The organism is Falsihalocynthiibacter sp. CO-5D18 (assembly GCF_041205445.1).
GTDB lineage: Bacteria > Pseudomonadota > Alphaproteobacteria > Rhodobacterales > Rhodobacteraceae > Falsihalocynthiibacter > Falsihalocynthiibacter arcticus.
The window spans coordinates 126,233-150,277 of sequence record NZ_JBGFCF010000011.1 but is presented as its reverse complement, the minus strand read 5'-3'; the positions used below and the strand labels follow the sequence as shown (position 1 = coordinate 150,277).

The window sequence follows — 24,045 nt, the reverse complement described above, 5'->3', positions numbered from 1 at the left end:
ATGACCGATCGTTTGCCACATGAAAAAGGCTTCCACATTAGCTGGGATCAAATCCACCGTGACTCGCGCGCTTTGGCGTGGCGGCTTGACGGCAAGGGGTCTGTGGACGGGTCTTGGCGAGCTGTTGTTGCGATCACACGCGGCGGCATGGCCCCCGCAATGATCATGGCGCGCGAATTGGACATCCGCACCGTGGATACAATTTCGGTCAAATCCTATGACCACCAAGACCAAAGCAAGGCGGAAATCCTCAAAGCGCCCGACGCGGCCCTGATGGGCGATGGCGAAGGCATTCTGATTGTCGACGATTTGGTCGATTCTGGCCGCACCCTTGAGTTGGTCCGCGCACTCTACCCCAAGGCCCATTTCGCCACAGTATATGCCAAGCCAAAAGGCCGCGCGATGGTGGACACGTTCATCACCGAAGTTTCCCAAGACACATGGATTTTCTTTCCGTGGGACATGGCATTGCAATACGTCCAACCCTATCGCGGCAAAGATTAATTTTTAAGGTACAGCATGAAATTTACCCTCAATCCTTTGATGGAATCCACTGCTGTGCCTCCGGTAATGGAAGCGCGACGTTGGCTTGACGGGGTTTCCTTCCCCGCCGACCAGCCGTTGATCAACGTCAGCCAAGCCGCTCCCGTGGACACCCCGCCCGCCGAAATGCGCGCCGCGATGTCCGAGGCAATTTTGACGCAAGCCGACTCGCATCTCTATGGTGCCGTTTTGGGCCGTCAGGATTTACGTGCCGCCCTTGCCGCGCGATGGGCCAAGGCTTATGGCTGCGAAGTTGCCGCAGAAAATGTCGCAATTACATCGGGTTGCAATCAGGCCTTTGCAGCAGTGATCGCCTGTTTGGCGGGCAAAGGTGATGAGGTCGTCATCCCGACTCCGTGGTATTTCAACCATCAAATGTGGTGCGATATGCAGGGGGTGCGTGCCGTGCCCCTGCCAGCGCAATCTGATCTTTTGCCCGACCCCGACGAGGCCCGCGCGCTGCTTACGCCCCGCACAAAAGCCATCGTTCTAGTCAGCCCCAACAACCCCGGTGGCGTCGAATACCCTGCCGAGCTGATCGCCAGTTTCCGCGACCTCGCACGTGAAAACGGCATCGCCCTGATTATCGACGAAACCTATCGCGATTTTCACAGCAAAACCGGCGCGCCGCACACCCTTCTGAACGATCCCGATTGGGACGACACGGTCATTTCGCTCTATTCGTTCTCCAAATCCTACCGCCTCACGGGCCATCGCGTTGGCGCAATCATCGCCGCACCGCGCTTTCTAGTTGAGGTCGAGAAATTCCTCGACACCGTCGCTATTTGCCCCAACCAACTCGGCCAGATCGGCGCGCTCTGGGGGATCGAAAACCTTGACGATTGGCTCGCAGGTGAACGCCTTGAAATTTTGGATCGACGCGCCGCGATCATCGAAGGTTTCCCCGCGTTAAAAGCACAAGGTTGGGAGCTCATGGGGGCTGGTGCGTATTTTGCCTATTTGCGCCATCCGTTTCAAATACCGTCGAACGAATTGGCCAAAAACTTGGTTAGTACAGCGGGCGTTCTCTTGCTTCCGGGCACGATGTTCCGCCCTGCGAACGACCCAAACGGAGCGCGCGAAGTACGCGTGGCCTTCGCCAATGTTGATCGTGCCGGAATAACGTCGCTGTTTGAACGTTTAACGGCACAAAAACCCTAACCTTTTACGCTCCCGCGCCCTTACGCCCTTGCTCCCGTAGAACCAAACCCTTAAACATTCTGCAACAAGCGAAAAAGGGTAGGAAAATATGGCTATTGGCGGCAAACGTGGCATCTCACAGTTCTTTGTGTGGATCCTAATTCTCGGGCTTATTGTCGGGCTTGCGGGCTTTAGCATTACGAATTTCGGCGGTGGATCTACCCCCGTTGCCAAAGTGGGCAAAACCGAAGTCACCGCCGATGAGTATTACCGCGCCCTCAACAGTGAATTGAACCGGTATACTGAGCAATTTGGCACGCAAGTGACCCTTTCAATGGCCAACCAATTCGGAATTGACCAGAACCTGCGCCAACAGCTTTACGCCACGGCCGCCATCGACAATGAGGTGAAAAACCTTGGCCTTTCCGTCGGCGATGAACAGGTGGCGCTTGAGTTGCTTGACCAGCCAGAATTTCAAGGCATTGATGGCAATTTTGACCGTGCGGGTTACGATTTTTTCCTTCAGCGCAATGGCCTTTCAGAGAAGCAATTCGAAAATACGCTGCGGGTTGAAACTGCGCGTACATTGTACCAGCAAGCCATGGCGACGGGTATTGTGGTTCCTGAATCGCTGGCCGATCTGTCGATGGAATATATTGCCGGACGCCGCGATTTTGCATGGGGTGTTTTGAACGAAACAAACCTCGCAGAAGACATTCCAGAGCCGACCCCTGAAGAGTTAACCGCTTATCATGCTGAAAACCCAGCGGATTTCACCCTTCCTGAGAAGAAACGCATCACATACGCTTGGGTGTCTCCCGCCGATTTGATCGACACGATTGTGGTGCCAGAGGAAGACCTGCGCGCCCTTTATGACGACCGCGCGGAAATTTATATCGTTCCTGAGCGTCGGATGGTCGAGCGTCTTGCCTATCCTGACCTCCCAGCCGCCGAGGCCGCAAAAACCCGTCTAGATGATGGCGCCGCGACCTTTGGTGATTTGGTCACTGAACGCGGGCTGACCCTCACGGATATCGACTTGGGCGATGCAACTCGAGCCGATCTTGGCGATGCTGCAGACGCCGTTTTTGCTATGACCGAACCGGGTATTTTGGGACCCATGGAAACCAGCCGCGGCCCAGCTTTGTACCGCATGAACGCCATTTTGACGTCACGCGAAACCTCCTTTGAGGACGCCAACGACGAGTTGCGCACAGAATTGGTGGAAGACGCGGCGCGACGCTCAATTGAAGACAGTCTTGAAGATTTGGACGACCTTTTGGCTGGCGGAAACTCCCTCGAAGATCTTGCGAATGAAACCAATCTTACGTTGGGCACTATCGACTGGTCTGAGGATGTCACCGAAGGTTTGGCGAGCTATGACGCCTTCCAAACAGCGGCGGCTGAGCTGAATGCGGGCGACTTTGAAAAGGCTATCCTGCTGGATGATGGCGGTGTTTTTGCCATGCGTCTCGACGAAGTCCTTGCGCCCCGCTTGCAGGACTTGGCTGACGTGCGCCCCGAGGTTACCGCCGCATGGCGCGACGCTCAAATTCGTGCCGCGCTCACCGAAATGGCAACCACATTCTTGGCCGAGTTCGAAGCCAATGAGGCCCCTGAAACCATGGGCATGGACATCACAATTGAAACCGGCTTGACGCGCACCGCCTTTATCGACGGCACGCCGGACGATTTCTTGCAGCGCGTATTTGCGCTTGCGGATGGTGAAGTTGCGTCGTTCCCCCATGAAGACAGCGTTATTTTGGTGCGGATGAACGGGCGCAGTGGTCCAGACATGGAAGACCCCGAAATCGTCGCATTGCGGGAGAGTTTGGAACAACAGATGGCTCAATCCATGTCCAGTGATGTGTTGATTTCCCTGTCGGCAAAATTGACCACCGAGGCCGGATTGACGATCAACCAGGCTGTGATCAACTCTGTACATGCAAACTTTCCACAATAATAACACCACCAGATAACGGCCCTGTTTTGCGGGGCCGTTTTTTCTTTCTATGGAGTTCCCCGTGTCCCTTACGCCATCTTTTGACAGTTTTGAAACGGGCTATAAAGCGGGCCGAAACCAAGTGGTTTTCACGCGCCTTGCCGCCGATTTGGACACACCTGTGTCGCTCATGCTCAAGCTGACACAGGGTCGCAAGGACAGCTTCGTTTTGGAAAGTGTGACCGGCGGCGAGACCCGTGGCCGCTATTCCATCATCGGCATGAAGCCCGATTTGATTTGGGAATGTGATGGAAAAACCAGCCGCTTGAACCGCGAAGCGCGCTTTGATCGCGAGGCGTTTGCGGCCTGTTCTGCAGAGCCGCTGACCGCGCTGCGCCAAATTATCGAAGAGAGCCGCATTGATATGCCGCCCGAGTTGCCAAGTGCGGCTGCGGGCCTATTTGGCTATCTTGGCTATGATATGATCCGCCTTGTGGAGCACTTGCCCGACGTCAATCCTGATACGCTTGGCTTGCCCGACGCCGTGATGATCCGCCCCTCCGTGGTGGTGGTTTTGGACGGGGTGAAGGGCGAGGTCATTGTCGTGTCGCCCGCATGGGCCAATTCGGGGCAATCCGCCCGCGCCGCCTATGCCCAAGCCGCCGAACGGGTGATGGACGCCGTGCGCGATTTGGAACGCCAAATGCCGGGCGAATCCCGCGATTTGGGCACGCAGGCCGAGCTTGGTGATTTGACATCGAACTTCACCCACGAGGGGTATTTAGAGGCGGTCGAGAAAGCCAAAGAATACATCCGCGCGGGTGATATTTTCCAAGTGGTGCCAAGCCAACGCTGGACCCAAGACTTCCCCCTGCCGCCTTTTGCGCTGTACCGTAGTTTGCGCCGCACCAACCCGTCGCCTTTCATGTTCTACTTCAACTTTGGCGATTTTCAGGTCATCGGCGCCAGTCCCGAAATTCTGGTGCGGGTGTTTGACAAACAGGTCACCATTCGCCCCATTGCGGGCACCCGTCCTCGTGGCAAAACCCCGCAAGAGGACCGCGAACTTGAGGCCGATTTGCTGGCCGATAAGAAAGAACTCGCCGAGCATTTGATGCTGCTTGATTTGGGCCGCAACGACACGGGCAAGGTTTCAAAAATCGGCACAGTTAAGCCGACCGAGCAATTTATCGTCGAGCATTACAGCCATGTGATGCATATCGTTTCCAACGTTGTTGGCGAGTTAGCCGACGACCAAGATGCGCTCTCGGCGTTCTTTGCGGGCATGCCTGCGGGCACAGTTTCCGGCGCGCCGAAGGTCCGCGCGATGGAGATTATCGACGAACTAGAACCGGAAAAACGCGGGGTTTACGGCGGCGGTTGTGGGTACTTTGCAGCCAATGGTGACATGGATATGTGTATCGCCCTGCGCACCGCTGTGCTTAAGGATCAGAAGCTCTATATTCAGGCCGGTGGCGGCGTTGTCTATGATAGCGACCCTGAGGCCGAATATATTGAAACTGTCAATAAATCCAAAGCGATACGGGCCGCAGCCGAAGGGGCTGGCCTGTTCACACGTTCGGGAAACTCCTAGATTTACCGCTAAATTTACTGCGGCGCGACCTCAAGCAAAACAGCCGAGATTGGCGCGATTTGAACCGAGGACGGACGGTCCACCAAGGCCCAGGCTTTGAGCGCCGTCAGGGCGGTCACATCGCTGGGTGCAGTTACAACTGCCGCGCCTTTTTGCGTCGCCCTGAATATTGCCCGATTGAAAATCGTCCGCAGACGGTCTTGGGTTTCTTCTGGGGTGATCCCATAGAAAACCTGCACATGCGGCACGCCCGTTTTACTCGCCAATTGTACGGCGGTGTTTAGGCCAACATTCTCGGCCACCAGTCCATAGCCCCGATCGTGCAAAATCGCGATAACATGTTGCCACAGGCTGCGGCTTGTACGGGAGGCAGTCTCGGAGGGCAATTCCATCATCGCGACGGCCATTGGCAAGCTCACTTGATACTGAGCGAGGGTCACTTCGACGTCCTGCGGCGATGCGTTTTCCGGCAAGCTGGACAGCACAATAATTTCCGCTCCGGCGTCGTAATACTCATAGGCCCGTGCAGAAGCGCCTTCCGATGTGGGGTCGATCCCAATGCTGAGGGGCACGCCGAAATCGGCAATTAGGGCCAAACGGTCGGCGTCTTCGCTGCGATCATCGCCTTCCAAAAGAAGGATGCCGATCAGGGGTTTTCCACTGGCTTGAAAGGGCGCGCGATTGTCGCGCAAAGCACTGGGCGGGGGTATTTCGATTGTGTCGCTCCGAGCCTCTTGTTCGTCGTCTTGTGATACGCTGGGAAGACGGTTGATGCGCACACTAGGGGCGCGATTTACAAGGGCGTTTTCTTGGTCGTTGAAGGTCCCCACGGGCGTGCCGAATCCCTCGGTAACGACGGGACGCTCGGTGGCTCGTGGGGGTTGCGGGCTATCAAACTGAACGCTCGGCGGCCCGTCCTCAGATTCGGCGTTGGACTGGGTGCGTTCGGGTTTAGATTGGGGTTGGGGCTGGTTTTCCTGTGGCAAAACTGCGGTCGATTCTGCGGACGGCTCAAGCGTGCGGGCAGCGGGTGACGCAGGTTGGGTTTGTTGGGCTTCGATGGGCGCTGCATTCTGGGTCAAAACATCTGACAGTTCTTCGCTCTGCGGCGCGGGAAGGCCGGTTGCCCCCTCGCCCACATCCACGGTGGGATCCGCAAGGATGACGATTTCAGCTGGGGGTGTTTCAAGCGGTGTTTGCACGGGTTTGGGCAAAGCGGGATCCACCACAATCGCGGGCGTGGTGGTGACAAGATCAGGCTCTGCGGGTGTTTCTTCAACGGCAGGCGTCTGCGGTGCATCTTGGGTTTGAACGGGGCTTTCGGATTGCGCGGCCTCAACCTCAGCGGGCACTTCTGGCGCCGCAACTTCGGGCGCGTCTTCTTGGCCCACAATGGGCGCCTCGGAATATTTCGCAGGATCAACATCAGGCGCAACAACTACTGCCACCACAATCAAAGCAAATGCACAGGCCAACCCCAGCAATGCACCCTTTAACACTCCACCCATAGGTCCCGTCCTTTTGCCAGTATCGGCATGCTCTATCGGCCAATTTCCCCAAGTTTACAATGGTTCAAACATCAATTACTCACCGAATTCCACGGTTAAGCCCTTGACCCTTGGGCGGCTCTCTGAACAACTATACCGCGATGATTGCGGGGAACCACCCCCTATTCCTAAAGGTGACAAAATGCTCCTGTTGATTGATAATTATGACAGCTTTACCTATAATTTGGTCCATTATTTGGGCGAATTAGGCGCAAATGTTAAAGTTATTCGCAATGATGACATGAGTGCGGTGGAGGCCATGGCTCTGCGTCCCGAAGCGATCTTGCTTTCGCCCGGTCCGCGCACCCCTGATAAGGCGGGCATTTGTTTGGATATGGTCAAAGCGGCCGCCGATGTGGAAATGCCCCTGATGGGGGTCTGTTTAGGGCACCAAGCGATTGGCGAGGCCTTTGGCGGTGATGTGATCCGCTGCCATGAAATAGTGCATGGCAAAATGGGCGCGATGCACCACGACAACACGGGCGTTTTCGCGGGGTTGCCAAGCCCGTTTAAAGCCACGCGCTATCACTCATTGGTGGTCGATCCGACCACCCTGCCCGCCACACTCGTCGCCAACGCGCGGCTTGAGGATGGCACAATTATGGGGCTGCATCACGCAACCTTGCCGATCCACGGTGTTCAATTCCACCCCGAGAGTATTGCCAGCGAACATGGTCATGCTCTGCTGAAAAACTTCCTTAACCTGTTACCCTCCACACAGGAGCGCGCAGTCGCATGAGTGAAGCCATGAAGCCCTTGATTGCTGCCGCTGCCGAACGGTCCTTGAACCCTGAAGAAGCGCGCGCAGCTTTTGAAATCCTGTTCACGGGCGAAGCCACCCCAAGCCAAATCGGCGGCTTCCTAATGGCGCTGCGCACACGCGGCGAGACGGTCACCGAATACGCCGCCGCCGCCACGGTCATGCGCGAAAAATGTAACCCCGTGACCGCGCCCGATGGGGCGATTGATATCGTGGGAACCGGCGGAACCGGCAAGCCAACCTTGCAAATCTCCACCGCCAGCGCGTTCGTTGTTGCGGGCGCGGGGGTCGTTGTGGCCAAACATGGCAATCGCAAATTATCCTCAAACTCTGGAGCTGCGGATTCCCTGACGCAAAATGGCGTTGAAGTGATGGTCGGCCCCGCGGTTGTCGAGCGCGCCCTCAAGGAAGCGGGCATTGCCTTTATGATGGCACCGATGCACCACCCCGCCACCAAACACGTCATGCCCACCCGCTCGGAATTGGGCACCCGCACCATCTTCAACATCCTTGGCCCTTTGACCAACCCAGCGGGCGTAAAACTGCAATTAACCGGCGCGTTTAGCCGCGATTTGATCCGGCCTATGGCGGAAACCCTGCTGCGCTTGGGCACAAAACGCGCGTGGCTGGTACATGGGTGCGACGGCACGGATGAGCTGTCGATTACGGGCGTGAGTTGGGTTGCCGAAGTGCGCGATGGCCGGATATTCGAATTCGAAGTGCGGCCAGAAGATGCCGGTCTGCCGACCCACCCATTTTCCGCGATCACGGGTGGCACCCCGCAAGAAAACGGCGATGCCCTCGCAGCCCTTTTGGCGGGAGATAAATCCGCCTATCGTGATGCGGTCTTGCTGAATTCGGCCGCCGCCTTGGTCATCGCCGGAAAATGCAATGCATTGCGCGACGGTGTAGCCTTGGCTGCGGATTCGATCGACAGTGGCAAAGCGATCAAGAAGCTGATAAAATTGGCTAAAATTACTTCAGGGGTCTAGGCTTTCCCGCCGCATTTTCCCTGGTTTTTGCGCGAATAAATCTTGGGAATGTACCTTTAAAGTTGCCCGCCGCCCTACCAAGGAATAGATAGAATTTATGAGCACAGTATTAGACAAAATCAAAGCCTATAAACTTGAGGAAATCGCCGCCGACAAGGTCGCGACACCCCTCGCCGAGATCGAAGCCCAAGCCAAATCCGCGCCGCCAACGCGCGGTTTTGCCTCCAGCTTGTTTCGCGCCACCCAACAAGGGTATGCGCTGATTGCCGAGATCAAAAAAGCGAGCCCCTCCAAAGGGTTGATCCGAGAAGACTTTGACCCTGCCGCCCTTGCGCAAGCCTATGAAAAAGGCGGCGCGACCTGTTTGTCCGTCCTGACGGACACGCCGAGCTTCCAAGGCGAGAAGGTGTTTTTGACCCAAGCACGTTCGGCAACCGAACTTCCCGTGCTGCGCAAAGACTTCATGTATGACACCTATCAAGTGGCCGAGGCCCGCGCGCTCCATGCCGACGCCATTCTGATCATCATGGCTACCGTTTCCGATACCCAAGCCGCCGAACTCGAAGCGGCGGCCGTGGAATGGGACATGGACGTGCTAATCGAAGTCCACAACCAAGAAGAGTTGGAACGCGCCGCCATCCTTGACTCGCCCTTAATTGGCATCAACAACCGCGACCTCAAAACCTTCGAAACAACGCTCGACACCACGCGCAACCTTTCCAAATTGGTGCCCGCGGGACGCACGATTGTTTCCGAAAGCGGCTTGTCCAACGCCAAGGATTTGGCCGATTTGGCCCGTTACGGCGCGCGCACATTCCTGATTGGCGAAGCTTTGATGCGCCAAAAAGATGTCGAGCATGCGACACGGACGTTGCTCGCCAACCCTCCCATGCCCTCGGGTTTTTAATGGCGGGTCTGACGCATTTTGATGGAGACGGACATGCGCATATGGTGGATGTCTCCGACAAGGCTGTAACCAGCCGCGTTGCCACGGCGCTGGGTCATGTCAAAATGCTCCCTGAAACCCTCGCGATGATTACAGAGGGCCGCGCGAAAAAGGGCGATGTCCTTGGTGTTGCACGGCTGGCGGGGATTATGGGGGCCAAACGCACCTCCGATTTGATCCCGTTATGTCATCCGCTTCCAATCACCAAAGTGTCGGTGGAACTAACGCCTGACCCCGCTTTGCCCGGAGTACAAATCTCGGCGACGGTGAAAACCACGGGGCAAACGGGCATCGAAATGGAAGCCCTCACGGCGGTCTCGGTGACCGCGCTCACCCTCTATGACATGGTCAAAGCGGTTGAAAAAACCATGGTCATCGGCGACATTCGTCTGGTGATGAAATCCGGTGGCAAATCCGGCCTTTTTGAAGCGGAATAACCCATGATTTCAGTTGAAGATGCGCTCGCCAAGACCCTTAATTTGGTCACCGAGCTTGAGGTGGAATCCGTCCCGCTTCAGGAGGCCGCAGGACGTGTTTTGGCCTGCGATATTGTCGCGACCCGCAGCCAGCCCCCTTTCGCCAGCAGCGCCATGGACGGCTATGCGGTTAAGGGCGTCGAAGTCGAGCCATATGCGATGTTTTCCGTGATAGGCGAGGCCGCAGCGGGGCACGGATTTTCAGGCACCGTTGGCGCGGGCGAAGCGGTCCGCATTTTTACCGGCGCGCCGATCCCCAAAGGCGCAGATTACGTTATCATCCAAGAAGATGTCGCCGTGCGCGGCAAGTTGATCACCCTCGATAGCGAGATCGGAAATCACGATTACGTCCGTCCTCTTGGCGATGATTTCGCCGCTGGCGACCGCATCCAAGCGCCGCGCGTTTTACGCGCAGGCGATATCGCCCTCGCCGCCTCGATGAACGCCCCCACACTCCAAGTTTACCGCCGCCCGATCGTGGCCCTTATCGCCACGGGCGACGAGCTGGTTATTCCTGGCGAAGTCCCGGGACCGGACCAAATCATCGCGAGCAACAGTTTTGGCCTCAAAGCGATGTTGGAGGAAGCCGGTGCACAGGTTCGCCTGCTTCCCATCGCGCGCGATACAAAACCCAGCCTGACCCAAGCCTTCACCTTGGCGAAATCCGCCGATTTGGTCGTCACCATTGGCGGCGCGTCGGTGGGCGACCATGATTTGGTCGCAGATGTCGCGGCGGAATTGGGCATGGAACGCGCGTTTTACAAAATCGCCATGCGGCCCGGAAAACCCTTGATGGCGGGGCGCGTTTTGGACGTACCTATGGTTGGCCTTCCCGGAAATCCGGTATCCTCGATGGTCTGTGGACAGATCTTCCTCGTGCCAATGATCCGCAAAATGATGGGCCATCCGGATGTGCTGCCGCGCGAGTTAACGGCCAAATTGACCCAAGACATGCCCGCAAACGGACCTCGCGCCCATTATATGCGCGCAATTATTTCGGAAGACGGCATCACCCCGCTTTTGCGCCAAGACAGCGGCCTGCTGACCGTTTTATCGGCAGCGAACGCCCTCCTAATCCGCGCCCCTCATGCGGGAAAAATCGACGCCGGCGCGATTGTCTCTTACTTGCCAATCTAAATACGCGCACCACACGGTTGACACAAAACAAGAACATGGGTAGAACATTGGAGAACACAGGCGAAATTCGCGTGTGTTAACAATTGAATGCCCATCGTGCTGTGCCGCCCGCACACCCAAAGCTCGTAACATTGGCCTTTGAATGTTGGCCACGGCAAGAGGATGAGACAGATGCTGACGAAAAAACAATTGGAATTATTGGCTTTCATCGACAAACGGGTTGAGCGCGATGGCGTTCCCCCCTCGTTTGATGAAATGAAAGATGCCCTTAATCTTCGCTCCAAATCCGGCATTCACCGCTTGATTACGGCGCTTGAGCAGCGTGGATTTATTCGTCGACTTGCCCACCGTGCCCGCGCCATCGAAATTGTGAAACGTCCGAATATCCTTGAAAATCAGCGCCAGAGCAGTTTTTCACCGCGTGTTATTGAGGGCGACCGCCCCGAGACGCCCGCAGCGGCGATTGACATCAAACAATCCTATGCGATTGAATTGCCCGTTATGGGACGCATCGCAGCAGGGACACCCATTGAGGCCATTTCGGAACAATCGCACAGCGTGGCCGTTCCCGGCCAGATGATCTCAAGCTCTGGGCATCACTACGCGCTTGAAGTCAAAGGGGATTCCATGATCGATGCAGGGATCAACAATGGCGACGTGGTGGTCATTCGCGAAACCAGCGACGCTGAAAACGGCGATATCGTTGTGGCCCATGTCGAAGGCTATGAGGCGACTTTGAAACGGTTCCGCCGCAAAGGGGATATGATCGCCCTTGAGGCCGCGAACCCCGCTTATGAGACCCGTGTTTTGCCCGCGGGCCACGTAAAAGTTCAAGGGAAGCTCGTCGGGCTGATTAGAACCTATTGAGTTTTCTGCGTTATTTTTGAGGAATTATTGGCGTCGCTCTTTCTAAATGAGCGGCGCTTTTTCTTTTCAACGGGCGACCATAGGCGCTGCCCTTCGAGTTGATGTGCGGTGATCATTTTAAGACCCGACGGAGTTTGATAAACGGCAATGCTCCCTGTTTTGCGCAACGTTATGGGATCAATAAGCATACACCCCTCCAGCGGCTCGCTTTTGACGTTGGTGACAACCAAATCATGGGTTCGACACCCCGCCTCAAGCAGTTCATTCGCCTTTTTACCCGAAAGCTGGAGGATGCTATATCCGTTAAATTCCGTTGAAACCTTACCTTTCGCACGCTCAAATTTTCCGCGCTCGGACGCGACCAACTGCGCGCTCCCGTCTCCGTCGTTTTCAAGCCAACTGTCGGCGACAAAACCCGCCCCTTTGGCTTTGCTTAACGCGCGCCCCTGTGGTGTCATCACACCCACAAGCGTGCCGGTGTCAGAAATCAGGATGTCTGGACGGGTTGTTTGGCTCCATATGGCAAATCCGCCAATAAGAAGTGGCACGCCCAACAAACGCCCATATCCCCGCCAAATGATCAAAATGACACCGCCCAAAGCAAGCAAGGGCAGGACGATGGGATCGGGCGTCACCACCAATCGCAAGGCCCCTTCGAGATGCGATACGCGCTCGGCAACTTCAAGAATCCACCAAATACCCCAGCGCATGACCTCCAGCGCCAGCCCCTGCAAACCAAAGGGCACGAGCAACACCGCCACCACCGCGGCAGGCATGACCAAAACCCCCATAAGGGGAACGGTGATGACATTGGCGATCAGCCCGTATTGCGCGATTTGGTTGAAATGCACGGCCGCAATCGGGGCCGTTGCGAGGCCTGCGATGAAGGATGAAAGCACAACGGCGAGCGCGCCACGCAGGAATTTGGGAATCGGGAGGGAAGGAAAATCCCGCATCGCGCCAAAAACGGCCACCAAGGCTGCCGTCGCCGCAAAACTCATCTGAAATCCAGGACCAGTGAGGCTCTCAGGCTGAAGGACAAGGATAATAATCGCGGCAATGGCGACGGCACGCAACGTCAGCGCCCGCCGATTGAGCAGGATCGCGGACAGCATCACCGAGACCATAATGAAGGCGCGAATGGTCGCCACATTGCCGCCCGACATCGCCAAATAACCCGCCCCAAAGGTCAGAGCGACGAGCGCCGCAACTTTTTTAACTGGAACACGCATGGAAACGCTTGGGAAAAACGCAAAAATGATCCGCACGGCCGCGAAAACAAACCCCGTCAACATCCCCATATGGAGGCCCGAAATGGCAAGCAGATGTGCGAGGTTACTGTTGCGCAGGTTTTGGAGGGTGGCGCGCGACATATCGGAGCGATCCCCTGTTAAAATCGCGGCGGCAAATGTCCCTTCCTCGCCGGGGATGGCCGCTTGAACGGCGGTCGAAATTTTGCGCCGAAAACGGTTTATCAAGAGGCCCGCTTTCCCATGACGTGCAGCAGTCAGGGCGAGAACGGGGCTGCGGGTATAGCCAACCGCGCCAAGCCCTTGAAACCATGCCATTTTGCGAAAGTTAAACCCGCCCGGTTCCACCGCTCCCGAGGGCGGCGAAAGATGGCCCGAGAGGATGACTGTCAAGCCAAGATCCAGAGCAATAAACCCCTGATCGCCGTGCAAGCTAACGCGCACCTTGCTTGGCGTGCGTTCAGGCGATAAATTGTCGAGGATGACGCGATCGAGCGTCAGGCGGGTCGCTTCTGAGGCGGAGCGATCGATCTTGATGACCCGCCCTTGAATAGGGCCGTAATAACGAAACGTAAGCACCGGTTCTGAAACGGCATGGCTGCGCACACCGGCGAGTAAAACGCCAGAGAATACCAGCGCGATGGCCAACAGAAACGGTGCTAAGTTCTCGCGGATGGTGGAAGCCGTGAAAAATAATCCAACAGTCACAAGGACAAGCAAACCATAATGTGCGATATTGGGCTCAAACCTTAGGGCAAAATATAGCCCGATCCCCATACTTAAAAATACAGGCACCCAAGGGAACAGGTGCCCCCTCTGCCCCGCAATTAGAGGCTGTGTTTTCCAACTCTGCAGGTTAATCTGCACGTTACGATTCTGCCTTCTTGTCCTTCGGGCCATGGCGGCCTAAAACCTGCCTTAAGTCTTTCCACATCTTGGTTTCTAGAAAGTTAATGCCCCATGTCTCACGTCGTCACTCGCATCGCTCCTTCCCCCACTGGCTATATGCATATCGGGACGGCGCGCACGGCGTTGTTTAACTGGCTTTATGCGCGGGGACGGGGTGGAAAATTTCTGCTGAGGATCGAGGATACGGACCGCGCGCGCTCAACCCCTGAGGCGTCTGAGGCCATTCTGCGCGGCATGGCGTGGCTTGGGTTGGACTTTGATGGAGAGGCCGTTAGCCAGTTTGAGCAGGCCGCGCGTCACCGCGAAGTTGCTCTTGAAATGCTGGCCAAAGGTGCCGCTTATAAGTGTTTCTCGACTCAGGACGAGATTGCCGCTTTCCGCGCCGAAGCGCAGGCGGACAAACGCTCGACCCTTTTTCACAGCCCTTGGCGCGATATCCCCGCCTCCGAACATCCCGATTTGCCCTTTGTTATCCGCCTCAAGGCGCCGCGTGATGGCCAGACGGTCATTCACGACGAAGTTCAAGGCGACGTGACCTTTCAAAACGCCGATCTCGACGACATGATTTGTTTACGTTCCGACGGTACACCGACCTATATGCTGGCTGTGGTTGTAGATGATTATGATATGGGCGTGACCCATGTAATTCGGGGGGACGACCACCTCGCCAATGCCGCACGTCAGTCGCATATCTATCACGCGATGGGATGGTCCCTGCCCGTTTACGCGCATATTCCCCTTATTCACGGCCCTGACGGCAAGAAATTGTCGAAACGCCACGGGGCGACGGGCGTCGAAGAATACCAAGAAATGGGCTACCTCGCGGCGGGCATGCGCAACTATCTCGCACGACTTGGCTGGAGCCACGGCAACGACGAGTTTTTCACCGATGCCCAAGCTTTGGAGTGGTTTGACACCAATGGGATTGGCAAATCACCGTCCCGTTTGGATTTCAAGAAACTCGACAATATTAGTGGCCAGCATTTTGCCGTCGCGGACGATGCTGCACTGCTGCAAGAAATGTCAGAATATCGCGCGGTACAGGGCGAAATTCCCTTTGATGAGACAACAAACGCGATGTTTTTGACGGCGATGTATTGCCTAAAGGATCGCGCGAAGAAGTTCGGTGATCTCGTTGATAAAGCAAACTTTATTACCGTGAACACACCAATAATCCCCGATGAAAAATCGGCAAAAAACCTTGATGATGTATCCCGTGGTATACTGATGGAATTGACGCCGCAGTTGCAAAATGCTACTTGGGACCGAGAGACTCTAGAGGCCATCGTGGCCGGGGTCGCTGAGGCTCATGAAATTGGCCTAGGTAAAATAGCAGCGCCCCTTCGCGCCGCTCTGGCGGGACGGACGGCAACCCCCAGTGTATTTGACATGATGCTCGTGTTGGGCCGCGATGAAACCATCGCTAGACTCATACAAGCATCCAACTAAGAGTGGGTTTCTCCCTCTTTTGGAACGTTAACATTTGGTCCGCATGATCCGCATGGGACCGATTTGAGAGGAACTAAAATGGTAGAGAGCACTAAAAGCGCGACGCTGACAATTGACGGAAAATCCTATGATTTGCCGATTTACAGCCCCACCGCAGGGCCGGACGTTATCGATATTCGCAAATTATATGCCCAATCTGGCATGTTCACGTTTGACCCTGGCTTCACGTCGACGGCCTCCTGCGAATCCGACATCACCTTCATTGATGGCGCCAAAGGTGAACTATTGCACCGTGGCTATCCCATTGACCAGCTTGCCGAAAAATCTCATTACCTCGAGGTGTGCTATCTGCTTCTTTATGGTGAATTGCCAACGGCCCCCGAAATGGAAGACTTTGAGAGCCGCGTGACGAATCACACGATGGTCCACGAACAAATGCACAATTTCTTCCGTGGGTTCCGTCGCGACGCGCACCCAATGGCGACTTTGGTGGGCGTTGTTGGTGCGATGTCGGCGTTTTATCACGACTCAACCGATATCAACGACCTGATGCAGCGCGAAATTGCATCGGTGCGGATGATTGCCAAACTGCCGACTATTGCTGCGATGGCCTATAAGTATTCCATTGGTCAGCCGTTCGTTTATCCGCGCAATGATCTGGATTACGCGTCCAATTTCCTCCACATGTGTTTTGCAGTTCCCGCAGAATCCTACGAAGTGAACCCCATTCTCGCCCGCGCTATGGACCGTATTTTCACGCTCCACGCTGACCACGAGCAAAACGCCTCCACTTCAACCGTGCGTCTTGCCGGTTCCTCTGGGGCCAACCCTTTCGCTTGTGTTGCAGCGGGCATCGCCTGTCTTTGGGGGCCAGCTCACGGCGGCGCAAACCAAGCTTGCCTTGAGATGCTACAAGAAATTGGCACCGTCGATCGCATTCCAGAATTTATCGCGCGCGCCAAAGACAAGAACGATCCGTTCCGCCTAATGGGCTTTGGCCACCGCGTTTACAAAAACTTCGATCCCCGCGCGACCGTGATGAAGAAATCGGCGGATGAAGTTCTTGAATTGCTGGGCGTTGAAAACAATCCAACTCTGCAGGTCGCCAAAGAACTCGAACGCCAAGCTTTGAACGACCCATATTTTACCGAGAAAAAGCTCTTCCCAAATGTGGATTTCTATTCTGGCATCATCCTCGAAGCGATGGGTTTCCCAACGTCGATGTTCACACCAATCTTTGCGCTCAGCCGTACCGTTGGTTGGATTTCGCAGTGGAAAGAAATGATCGGCGATTCCCAGCTGAAAATCGGTCGCCCGCGCCAGCTTTATACTGGTGCAACACGGCGGGACTATACCGACGTCGAAACGCGCTAAGCAGTTTCAGTCACAAAGAAAAAAGCGCCTCCAAGTGGGGCGCTTTTTTTGTTTCTAACAATGGATACTTTCTGAGCGGGGATTATCGACCCTCAAATTTCGCTGTGCGTTTTTCCAGAAAGGCGACGACGCCTTCTTTGAAATCTCGGCTTTGTCCCGCACGTCCCTGAAGCTTGGCTTCAAGCGACAACTGCTCGTCCAAAGTATTGTCAAAACTGGCCCGTAGCGCTTCTTTGATGTGCGCGTAGGCTTGGGTCGGACCCTTGGCCAGGGTTTGCGCCCGTGCATTCCAGTGCCCCGCAAAATCTTCATCTGCGACGGCCTCAAAAATCATCCCCATGTCGCTGGCCTCTTCGGCAGTGATAGGCTCGGCAAAAAGCGCCGCCCCCATCGCCTTCGCAATGCCGATTTGTTTAGGCAGCCAATAGGTGCCCCCTGCGTCTGGGATGAGACCAATGCGCGCAAAAGCTTGCAGAAACACAGCACTTTCCGTTGCAATCACCACGTCGCAGGCCAGCGCAATATTCGCACCCGCGCCTGCCGCCGCACCATTTACAGCTGCCAAAGTGGGCACAGGGCACTCGTAAATCGCCCGTAATAGGGGCTCATATTCGTCGCGCAACGTCCGCTCTAAATCCGCATTTGCCGCTGAGACTTTATCGCCAAGGTCCTGCCCCGCGCAAAAGGCGCGCCCCTGCCCTGTCAAAACCACAGCCCGCGCGTTGCGTCCCATATCTAACAGGGCATGGGTCAGTTCAGCCCGCATGAGGGGGTTGAGCGCATTCATAACATCAGGGCGATTCATGGCAATAACAGCCAGCCCATCCCGCAGGCTCACTCGGATCATTTGATAGTTCATTGCAGGCTCCCTTGCCGATTTCCCTAAAGGTAGTGAACCAATGGGTTCAGAAAAAGGGCAACCTAGCGTAAATCTTTTAAAAATGGCGTTATCGGTTAATAATATCGTCCAAGCGGGCTGTTTCTTCCTCGGAGAGGTTGTCGACAGCCGGGTTTGATCCGTTTTCCTGCCGCCGCGCCGAGCGCCGCAAAAAAGTCACGGCAACCCCAAAAGCCAACAAAAACATCGCCGGTCCGGCAAACCACAAAAACAGGTTCATGCCCGTTTTTGTGGGGCTCAGGAGCGCAAATTCGCCATAACGATCAACGATATAGGCGACGGTTTGGTCGTCAGTGTCCCCTGCAACCAAACGTTCCCGCACAGCAAGGCGCAAATCGCGGGCGATGTCGGCACTGCTTACGTCGATGTTCTCGTTTTGGCATTGCATGCAGCGCAGCCCTTTGGAAATTTCCCGTGCACGCGCCTCCAAAACGGGGTCACTTAGCATCTCGTTGGGCTCAACGGCCCCCGCTTGAAAAACGGGAAGCATAAGAAGAATGACGACCAATATGATTTTTTTCATCGGTTACTCCGCAGCCTGCGGTGCGACAGGGATCAACTTGCGCCGTGACACAGCCCCCACACGATACCGTCGATCCGACAGGCTCAATCCACCGCCAAACGCCATGATGATCGCCCCCGCCCAAATCCAATTCGCGAAGGGTTTGATATAGGTGCGAACCGCCCAACCACCATCGATTTGTGGATCGCCAATCACAACATAAATGTCGCGCAAAAAGCCATTGTCGATCGCGGCTTCGGTCGTGGGCATGCCTTGAACAGGATATACCCGTTTTTCGGGGTACAGCACAGCCACCGTCTTCCCAGCCTTACTTACCTGCATTTCCGCCAAGATTGTGGAATAATTCGGGCCTTGCCCCTGCGTGACATCCGCCAAGGTTATCTCATAGGCGCCCACTGTGAAGGGTTCGCCAACTTGGGTGACGCGGATGTCTTCTTGCTCCCATGCCGTCAGCATCGAAATCCCCAAAATCGTAACGCCAAACCCCGAGTGAGCAACGCTACGCCCCCAATCCCCGCGCGGGAGACGAAGCATGCGCCCAAGGCGCTCTTGAATGGATTGTCGTTTGCTTCCCGTACGTTGCCAAAGGTCCGTTGCGGCACCAACCAAGACCCACGACCCAAGGAACACGCCGATGGGGGCCATAATGCTGCGTTCTGATTGAATGGCCCAAACCAAAAGCGCCAAGGCAACAGCGAGCAGCAACCCTGCGCGTAGCGGGCGCAAGGCTTTGGACAGCTTCGCACGTTTCCACGGCAGGAGCGGCCCAATCGGCAGCAACAAGGCAATCGCGATAACAAAAGGGGTAAAGGCCGTGTCAAAAAACGGCGCCCCAACCGAGAGTTTGCGATCAAAGAACAACTCTGCAATCAGCGGCCAAATCGTCCCGACAAACACCACGAAACTGGCGACAGCCAATAGGATATTGTTAAAAACAAGGGCGCTTTCGCGGCTCACGACGCCAAAAACGCCTTTGCTCGACAGAACATTAGCGCGCGCAGCAAACAGCGTGAGAGCCCCGCCCATAAACAACCCAAGCAATGCGAGGATAAACACTCCGCGCTCCGGGTCGGTCGCAAAGGCATGCACTGACGTCAAAACACCAGAGCGCACGATAAACGTACCGATCAGGGAGAAACCAAACGCCAGAATTGCCAGCAAAATTGTCCACGCCTTGAGGCTTTCGCGTTTCTCAACAACCACCGCAGAGTGCAGTAGGGCCGCCGCAATCAACCAAGGCATAAAGCTTGCGTTTTCAACAGGATCCCAGAACCAATAGCCCCCCCAGCCGAGTTCGTAATAGGCCCACCACGAGCCAAGCGCGATACCGATTGTGAGGAATATCCACGCCGCCAAAGTCCACGGGCGCACCCACCGGCCCCATGCCGCATCAACCCGCCCTTCGATGAGCGCGGCAACGGCAAAACTAAACGCCATGCTGAGGCCAACATATCCGAGATACAAAAACGGGGGGTGAAAGGCGAGGCCAGGATCTTGGAGCAGTGGATTAAGGTCCCCGCCATCAAAGGGCGGCACGGCGACCCGCGTGAAGGGATTCGACGTAAAGAGGATAAACGCGTAAAAACCAACGCCAATCGCCCCCTGAACCGCTAAAACACGGGCGCGCAGAGTTGCGGGCAAATTGTCACCAAACCATGCAGCACAGGCCCCAAAGCCGGCCAAAATAAGCACCCAAAGCAACATGGAGCCTTCATGGTTGCCCCAAACACCCGCAACTTTATACAACATTGGCTTAAGGGTGTGTGAATTCTCGATCACCAGTTTCAGCGAAAAATCGGAGGTGACAAACGCATAGGTCAAAGCCAGAAAGGCATATAAAACCAGCAAAAACTGGGCTGTTGCAGCGGCAGACCCCACGGCCATCCACCCACTCCAGCCTTTATGCGCCCCGACAAGGGGAACCGTCGCTTGGACAAGTGACAACAAAAAGGCGAGGATGAGGGCGACATGGCCAAGTTCAATAATCATGCGGCGAATATGGCGACTTTTTCCCCTTTGATCAACGCAATACGCACGGTTTTACCCGCGCGTAATGTCACATTTAAATGATGCGTTCTGTTTAGGCTTTTGCCATCCGCCACGCACTCAACGCGGCATTTGCATCGGGAGTTAAGGCTTCGCTCGCCTCTTCGGCCTTTGCGTGGGCAACACCGGGACTGGTTGGTGCTAGGTGACGCAATTCCTCAAGGTTGCTCAAGACTTGCGGCACCCGCACCATCGTATCCGTTAACGACTGTTGAAATTGATACGATTTCACTTGATGGCGGGCACCAAAATAGAACGACACAATCACCCCAAGAAGCCACCAAAGAGGTTCTGGCACTAAAACAAGCCCCTGCATTCGACTGGCAAACCAAATGGGGTCAATCATCGAACTCACAAACAATCCCAAAATCCCAATCGCCATCGCGGGCCTCGGGAGTCGGTTCAATCCATCCATAAAACAATCGAAGCCGCCTTGCCGTGGCTGCGCAAACTCGGCCGCGTGTTGGGAAAGGGCCTGTCCTTGCAGATTCGTCGCACGTTGCGCACCCGCCTCGGCATTCTCGCGAAAGACTTCTGCCGTTTCGCGGACAATATTGCGGCCGCCGCCGAAAAGCATTGAAAAGACGGTATTTATCAACCCCATGACGATGTCCTCGCTGTGTGTTCGGCTGGAGAAAGGTGATATTGTTTTCCGATGAAATGTTCAGCACGGATAATCCACCCACCTTTGCCACCATCGTTACGTCGGGCGTATTTGCGACTGGCTGGGCGGGCATCCGCGAGGCGGTAATAATAATTGCGCCGCGCGATTCCATAGGCATCCGCGATATAATCTGGTGCCATTTCATAGGCCTTTTCCGCTGCGGCAATCGTCTGTGGACCAACCGCGCCATCGACGTCCACCTCAAGCCCCATTTCAAGCAGCAACCGTTGCAAAACCTTCACAGCATTGCTCCCCGCATTAACAAACATGTCAAACACGCTAGCCTGTAACACGCTAGGAAGGTTGGATAAGTTTGGTCGCACAAAGTAGTGCTCAACGAAAACAGACTGCGCATCTTGACGGGTCAGCGCTTTGACATCGGCGATATCTACGATGCCATCACGGGTCAAATCCATGCCTAAACGTTTCAGCGTGTGGATGGTGACCCCAAACTTCGTCGCCCCCCCCGGATCATCAGGGTCGTTCACGAACCCGCCTTCACGGGCAACGATTTCTTTGGCGATTTCTTGGACTGCTTGCACGATACCCCCAACTCCGAGGGATCAGTCCCTCACCCGAGAGATTCGCAATAATCAGTTTATAATCTGGCAGGGGTGCGAACGTTGCGTGCGCTATTCGCCTTGGTAAACGCCTTGTTCCTTGAGGGCGTCGATAACCTCTTTCGGCATGTAGGTCTCGTCGTGTTTCGCAAGGATTTCAGTAGCTTGAAAGATGCCGCTCACGTAAGAACCCGTGCCAATCATTCCCTGATTTTCGCTAAACAGATCCGGCAACACTCCGTTGAAAGCGGCGGGAATATCCGCGCCACCATCGGTCACAGTGAACCGAATTTCTTGTCCGACTCCGCGTTCGATACTGCCTTCAAGCACCAATCCCCCAATGCGAAACACCTCGCTCGGTGCGGGCGGTTCCGCGAGAATTTGAGAAGGCGAGCGAAAGAAATTGATCCCATCGCGCATCGCATAGCCAATCAATCCCGTCGCCAAAATGAGCGCAACAATGGCGAGGGCAATGACTTGAATTCTACGGGTTTTCTTGAGACTTTTCATTTGTTTTTACGGGAACACTGGGGCCATCATCAGGCCTGCGGTCTCGTCCTCTCCGAGCATAAGGTTGGCGTTTTGCAACGCTTGTCCGGACGACCCTTTTGTGAGGTTGTCCAGTGCGACCATCACAATGGCCCGTCCTTCGATCCGGTCACCCGTCACACCGACGTGGCAAAAATTGCTGCCCCGAACGTGGCGCGTACTTGGCGTTTCTCCGAAGGGAAGCATCACCATAAACGGTTCATTTTCATAGGCTTGCGCGAGGGATTGATAAACCGCTTCCGGAGAACCCTTAACGTAAACCGTACCCAAAATCCCGCGGTTGGCAGGGATCAAATGCGGCGTGAATTGCACGCGCACAGGTTCGCCCGCAATCGCCGAAAACTCTTGATCGAACTCGCCCAAATGCCGATGCGTACCCCCAACAGCATAACCATGCGCCCCTTCGGACAACTCGGCATGCAACAGGTTTTCCTTGAGCGAGCGCCCAGCCCCAGACACGCCCGTGATCAAGTTAATGATAATATCGTCCAACGCAATAACACGATCCGCAATCAAAGGCCGCAACGCATATTGGCCCGTCGCGGCATTACATCCCGTGCCCGCAACCAAGCGCGCCCCACGGATATCGTCGCGATAAAATTCGGTAAGCCCGTAAACAGCCTCGGCCTGAAGCTCCAACGCGTCATGCGCCCCGCCATACCATTTGGTATATTCCGCAGGGTCCCGCAGCCGGAAATCTGCCGAGAGATCGACTATTTTCAAGTCCTTAGGCAATTCGCGGATCACAGATTGGCTTGTCGCATGTGGTAAAGCACAAAAGCACAAATCGATCTCGGAGAAATCCACTTCCTCGATTGTGACAAGCTCTGGTAAATCCAGATGCCGCAAAAACGGGAAAACCTGCGCCATCGACTGACCAGCCTTGCGCGAGGCCGTCAAAGCCTTGATTTCCATATTTGGATGACTTGCGATCAACCGGACGAGCTCTGCGCCCGTATAGCCAGATGCGCCAAGGATAGCGATTTTATGGGTCATTTCAGGGACCTTATGTATGTTCGTAATGTATGTAGTGTGTAATCAGGCCGGGCGCAATTCATGCCGCCGCAAACGTGATCTTTCGTCGCAAGAACTGAGTTGCCCGACTGCTCACCCGCGCGGGATCGCCCGTCGTCAAAAATATGGATTCTGTGCCGGACCCTTTAAGGTTGGGACGACGCGTGAGGTAATCAGCAAGGCTCTCTGCCACCAAATCTGCCTGTGAATACACTTTCACATCCGCGCCCAATGCGTCCTGAAATTGCTTTGCCATCAAGGGGTAATGCGTGCACCCAAGGATTGCCGCCTCCGGTTTTGGCATCCGCCGTTTCAGGGCATCAACATGGCTGCGCACCAAGGCTTCGGCAAGAATTTCGTCCCCGTCCTCAATCGCGTCAACTACTCCGCCACAGGGCTGCGCCTCGACATCAACCCCGATCGCACGAAACGCCAATTCACGTTGAAACGCACGGCTCGAGACCGTCGCCGGAGTCGCAAAAAGCGCGACATGCTTCACAGCAACTTCGCGCGGCGGCGAATTATCGCCCCACTCACGTTCTGTTAGGGCCTCAATGAGGGGAACGAATACGCCCAGAACCCGCTTATTCTCGGGAAGCCAGCTCTCCTGCATCCGCCGCAAAGCTGCCGCCGAAGCGGTGTTGCAGGCCAAGATAACCAGATCGCATCCAGCCTCCCAAAGGCGTTCAACCCCTTGCGTTGTAAGGTTATAAATATCATCGGCATCCCGCACGCCATAGGGGGTATGGGCGTTGTCACCAAAGTAAACAAACGGCACATCCGGCATACGCTTTTCAGCCGCATCCAAGACCGTCAGCCCACCTAATCCAGAATCAAAAATGCCAACTGCCATGACGTATCCTTT

22 protein-coding genes are annotated in these 24,045 nt (G+C 55.5%); 12 read left to right on the top strand and 10 right to left on the bottom strand.

Annotated features, from left to right (window positions below; translation table 11 throughout):
- From gpt to trpE, 4 genes are all read left to right on the top strand, one after another.
- Window positions 1-504, top strand: a complete 504-nt coding sequence (gene gpt, locus AB9F27_RS15220) for a xanthine phosphoribosyltransferase (RefSeq protein ID WP_039002139.1) — start codon at window positions 1-3, stop codon at window positions 502-504.
- 15 nt (window positions 505-519) lie between these two features.
- Window positions 520-1,704: an aminotransferase gene (locus AB9F27_RS15215; protein ID WP_335587000.1), complete on the top strand. Its 1,185-nt coding sequence runs from the start codon at window positions 520-522 to the stop codon at window positions 1,702-1,704.
- Between the two features lie 88 nt (window positions 1,705-1,792).
- Window positions 1,793-3,646, top strand: a complete 1,854-nt coding sequence (locus tag AB9F27_RS15210) for a SurA N-terminal domain-containing protein (RefSeq protein ID WP_335587001.1) — start codon at window positions 1,793-1,795, stop codon at window positions 3,644-3,646.
- A 61-nt stretch (window positions 3,647-3,707) separates the two neighbouring features.
- The gene (gene trpE, locus AB9F27_RS15205; RefSeq protein WP_369757911.1) at window positions 3,708-5,219 is read left to right on the top strand and encodes an anthranilate synthase component I; all 1,512 of its coding nucleotides are present in this window, start codon (window positions 3,708-3,710) and stop codon (window positions 5,217-5,219) included.
- A gap of 14 nt (window positions 5,220-5,233) precedes the next feature.
- Here trpE and AB9F27_RS15200 read toward each other — a convergent pair whose 3' ends face one another.
- Window positions 5,234-6,727, bottom strand: a complete 1,494-nt coding sequence (locus AB9F27_RS15200; RefSeq protein WP_335584187.1) for a divergent polysaccharide deacetylase family protein — start codon at window positions 6,725-6,727, stop codon at window positions 5,234-5,236.
- A 181-nt stretch (window positions 6,728-6,908) separates the two neighbouring features.
- On the opposite strand from AB9F27_RS15200, the gene AB9F27_RS15195 reads away from it, so the two are divergent.
- From AB9F27_RS15195 to lexA, 6 genes are all read left to right on the top strand, one after another.
- The gene (locus AB9F27_RS15195) at window positions 6,909-7,505 is read left to right on the top strand and encodes an aminodeoxychorismate/anthranilate synthase component II (RefSeq protein ID WP_039002135.1); all 597 of its coding nucleotides are present in this window, start codon (window positions 6,909-6,911) and stop codon (window positions 7,503-7,505) included.
- A complete protein-coding gene (gene trpD, locus AB9F27_RS15190) occupies window positions 7,502-8,518 on the top strand; it encodes an anthranilate phosphoribosyltransferase (protein WP_335584188.1) in 1,017 nt (338 codons plus the stop codon). The genes AB9F27_RS15195 and trpD overlap by 4 nt, the downstream gene beginning before the upstream one ends.
- Window positions 8,519-8,615: 97 nt before the next feature.
- Window positions 8,616-9,425, top strand: coding sequence for an indole-3-glycerol phosphate synthase TrpC (trpC, locus tag AB9F27_RS15185; RefSeq protein ID WP_335584189.1), 810 nt, complete (start codon window positions 8,616-8,618; stop codon window positions 9,423-9,425).
- Window positions 9,425-9,901, top strand: coding sequence for a cyclic pyranopterin monophosphate synthase MoaC (moaC, locus tag AB9F27_RS15180; protein WP_369757910.1), 477 nt, complete (start codon window positions 9,425-9,427; stop codon window positions 9,899-9,901). The genes trpC and moaC overlap by 1 nt, the downstream gene beginning before the upstream one ends.
- Before the next feature lie 3 nt (window positions 9,902-9,904).
- Entirely contained in the window at window positions 9,905-11,077 is a 1,173-nt protein-coding gene (gene glp, locus AB9F27_RS15175; RefSeq protein WP_335584191.1) for a gephyrin-like molybdotransferase Glp, read from the top strand.
- A 171-nt stretch (window positions 11,078-11,248) separates the two neighbouring features.
- Window positions 11,249-11,944: a transcriptional repressor LexA gene (gene lexA / locus AB9F27_RS15170; protein WP_335584192.1), complete on the top strand. Its 696-nt coding sequence runs from the start codon at window positions 11,249-11,251 to the stop codon at window positions 11,942-11,944.
- Here the strand turns inward: lexA and AB9F27_RS15165 are convergent.
- On the bottom strand, window positions 11,938-14,061 hold the full coding sequence (locus AB9F27_RS15165; protein ID WP_335584193.1) for a ComEC/Rec2 family competence protein: 2,124 nt from the start codon (window positions 14,059-14,061) through the stop codon (window positions 11,938-11,940). The two genes, lexA and AB9F27_RS15165, sit on opposite strands and share 7 nt — an antisense overlap.
- 93 nt (window positions 14,062-14,154) lie before the next feature.
- Here AB9F27_RS15165 and gltX point away from each other — a divergent pair, with 93 nt between their 5' ends.
- On the top strand, window positions 14,155-15,552 hold the full coding sequence (gene gltX / locus AB9F27_RS15160; RefSeq protein ID WP_335584194.1) for a glutamate--tRNA ligase: 1,398 nt from the start codon (window positions 14,155-14,157) through the stop codon (window positions 15,550-15,552).
- Window positions 15,553-15,630: 78 nt separating this feature from the next.
- Window positions 15,631-16,926 carry a citrate synthase gene (gene gltA / locus AB9F27_RS15155; protein ID WP_039002128.1) on the top strand — a complete coding sequence of 432 codons (1,296 nt, stop codon included), beginning with the start codon at window positions 15,631-15,633 and terminating at the stop codon, window positions 16,924-16,926.
- Between the two features lie 82 nt (window positions 16,927-17,008).
- Here gltA and AB9F27_RS15150 read toward each other — a convergent pair whose 3' ends face one another.
- From AB9F27_RS15150 to AB9F27_RS15115, 8 genes are all read right to left on the bottom strand, one after another.
- The gene (locus AB9F27_RS15150; RefSeq protein ID WP_039002127.1) at window positions 17,009-17,785 is read right to left on the bottom strand and encodes an enoyl-CoA hydratase-related protein; all 777 of its coding nucleotides are present in this window, start codon (window positions 17,783-17,785) and stop codon (window positions 17,009-17,011) included.
- Window positions 17,786-17,873: 88 nt separating this feature from the next.
- Window positions 17,874-18,347: a cytochrome c-type biogenesis protein gene (locus tag AB9F27_RS15145; RefSeq protein WP_335584195.1), complete on the bottom strand. Its 474-nt coding sequence runs from the start codon at window positions 18,345-18,347 to the stop codon at window positions 17,874-17,876.
- A 3-nt stretch (window positions 18,348-18,350) separates the two neighbouring features.
- Entirely contained in the window at window positions 18,351-20,336 is a 1,986-nt protein-coding gene (locus AB9F27_RS15140) for a heme lyase CcmF/NrfE family subunit (RefSeq protein ID WP_335584196.1), read from the bottom strand.
- Window positions 20,337-20,427: 91 nt separating this feature from the next.
- Window positions 20,428-20,997 (bottom strand): holin family protein, encoded by a 570-nt coding sequence (locus AB9F27_RS15135; RefSeq protein WP_335584197.1) that lies wholly within the window; start codon window positions 20,995-20,997, stop codon window positions 20,428-20,430.
- The gene (locus tag AB9F27_RS15130) at window positions 20,988-21,599 is read right to left on the bottom strand and encodes a holin-associated N-acetylmuramidase (RefSeq protein WP_335584198.1); all 612 of its coding nucleotides are present in this window, start codon (window positions 21,597-21,599) and stop codon (window positions 20,988-20,990) included. Before AB9F27_RS15130 ends, AB9F27_RS15135 begins: the two co-directional genes overlap by 10 nt.
- Before the next feature lie 90 nt (window positions 21,600-21,689).
- Window positions 21,690-22,127, bottom strand: a complete 438-nt coding sequence (gene ccmE / locus AB9F27_RS15125) for a cytochrome c maturation protein CcmE (RefSeq protein WP_039002122.1) — start codon at window positions 22,125-22,127, stop codon at window positions 21,690-21,692.
- Window positions 22,128-22,133: 6 nt separating this feature from the next.
- The gene (gene argC / locus AB9F27_RS15120; protein ID WP_335584199.1) at window positions 22,134-23,162 is read right to left on the bottom strand and encodes an N-acetyl-gamma-glutamyl-phosphate reductase; all 1,029 of its coding nucleotides are present in this window, start codon (window positions 23,160-23,162) and stop codon (window positions 22,134-22,136) included.
- A 58-nt stretch (window positions 23,163-23,220) separates the two neighbouring features.
- Window positions 23,221-24,033 carry an aspartate/glutamate racemase family protein gene (locus AB9F27_RS15115; RefSeq protein ID WP_335584200.1) on the bottom strand — a complete coding sequence of 271 codons (813 nt, stop codon included), beginning with the start codon at window positions 24,031-24,033 and terminating at the stop codon, window positions 23,221-23,223.
- Window positions 24,034-24,045: the final 12 nt, after the last annotated feature.

Excerpts from the sequence above, each read along its gene's own strand:
- gpt (WP_039002139.1), top strand. The coding sequence starts at position 1 with ATGACCGATCGTTTGCCACATGAAAAAGGCTTCCACATTAGCTGGGAT.
- AB9F27_RS15215 (WP_335587000.1), top strand. The coding sequence starts at position 520 with ATGAAATTTACCCTCAATCCTTTGATGGAATCCACTGCTGTGCCTCCG.
- AB9F27_RS15210 (WP_335587001.1), top strand. The coding sequence starts at position 1,793 with ATGGCTATTGGCGGCAAACGTGGCATCTCACAGTTCTTTGTGTGGATC.
- AB9F27_RS15200 (WP_335584187.1), bottom strand. The coding sequence starts at position 6,727 with ATGGGTGGAGTGTTAAAGGGTGCATTGCTGGGGTTGGCCTGTGCATTT.
- AB9F27_RS15195 (WP_039002135.1), top strand. The coding sequence starts at position 6,909 with ATGCTCCTGTTGATTGATAATTATGACAGCTTTACCTATAATTTGGTC.
- trpD (WP_335584188.1), top strand. The coding sequence starts at position 7,502 with ATGAGTGAAGCCATGAAGCCCTTGATTGCTGCCGCTGCCGAACGGTCC.
- trpC (WP_335584189.1), top strand. The coding sequence starts at position 8,616 with ATGAGCACAGTATTAGACAAAATCAAAGCCTATAAACTTGAGGAAATC.
- moaC (WP_369757910.1), top strand. The coding sequence starts at position 9,425 with ATGGCGGGTCTGACGCATTTTGATGGAGACGGACATGCGCATATGGTG.
- glp (WP_335584191.1), top strand. The coding sequence starts at position 9,905 with ATGATTTCAGTTGAAGATGCGCTCGCCAAGACCCTTAATTTGGTCACC.
- lexA (WP_335584192.1), top strand. The coding sequence starts at position 11,249 with ATGCTGACGAAAAAACAATTGGAATTATTGGCTTTCATCGACAAACGG.
- gltX (WP_335584194.1), top strand. The coding sequence starts at position 14,155 with ATGTCTCACGTCGTCACTCGCATCGCTCCTTCCCCCACTGGCTATATG.
- gltA (WP_039002128.1), top strand. The coding sequence starts at position 15,631 with ATGGTAGAGAGCACTAAAAGCGCGACGCTGACAATTGACGGAAAATCC.
- AB9F27_RS15150 (WP_039002127.1), bottom strand. The coding sequence starts at position 17,785 with ATGAACTATCAAATGATCCGAGTGAGCCTGCGGGATGGGCTGGCTGTT.
- AB9F27_RS15145 (WP_335584195.1), bottom strand. The coding sequence starts at position 18,347 with ATGAAAAAAATCATATTGGTCGTCATTCTTCTTATGCTTCCCGTTTTT.
- AB9F27_RS15140 (WP_335584196.1), bottom strand. The coding sequence starts at position 20,336 with ATGATTATTGAACTTGGCCATGTCGCCCTCATCCTCGCCTTTTTGTTG.
- AB9F27_RS15135 (WP_335584197.1), bottom strand. The coding sequence starts at position 20,997 with ATGGGGTTGATAAATACCGTCTTTTCAATGCTTTTCGGCGGCGGCCGC.
- ccmE (WP_039002122.1), bottom strand. The coding sequence starts at position 22,127 with ATGAAAAGTCTCAAGAAAACCCGTAGAATTCAAGTCATTGCCCTCGCC.
- argC (WP_335584199.1), bottom strand. The coding sequence starts at position 23,162 with ATGACCCATAAAATCGCTATCCTTGGCGCATCTGGCTATACGGGCGCA.
- AB9F27_RS15115 (WP_335584200.1), bottom strand. The coding sequence starts at position 24,033 with ATGGCAGTTGGCATTTTTGATTCTGGATTAGGTGGGCTGACGGTCTTG.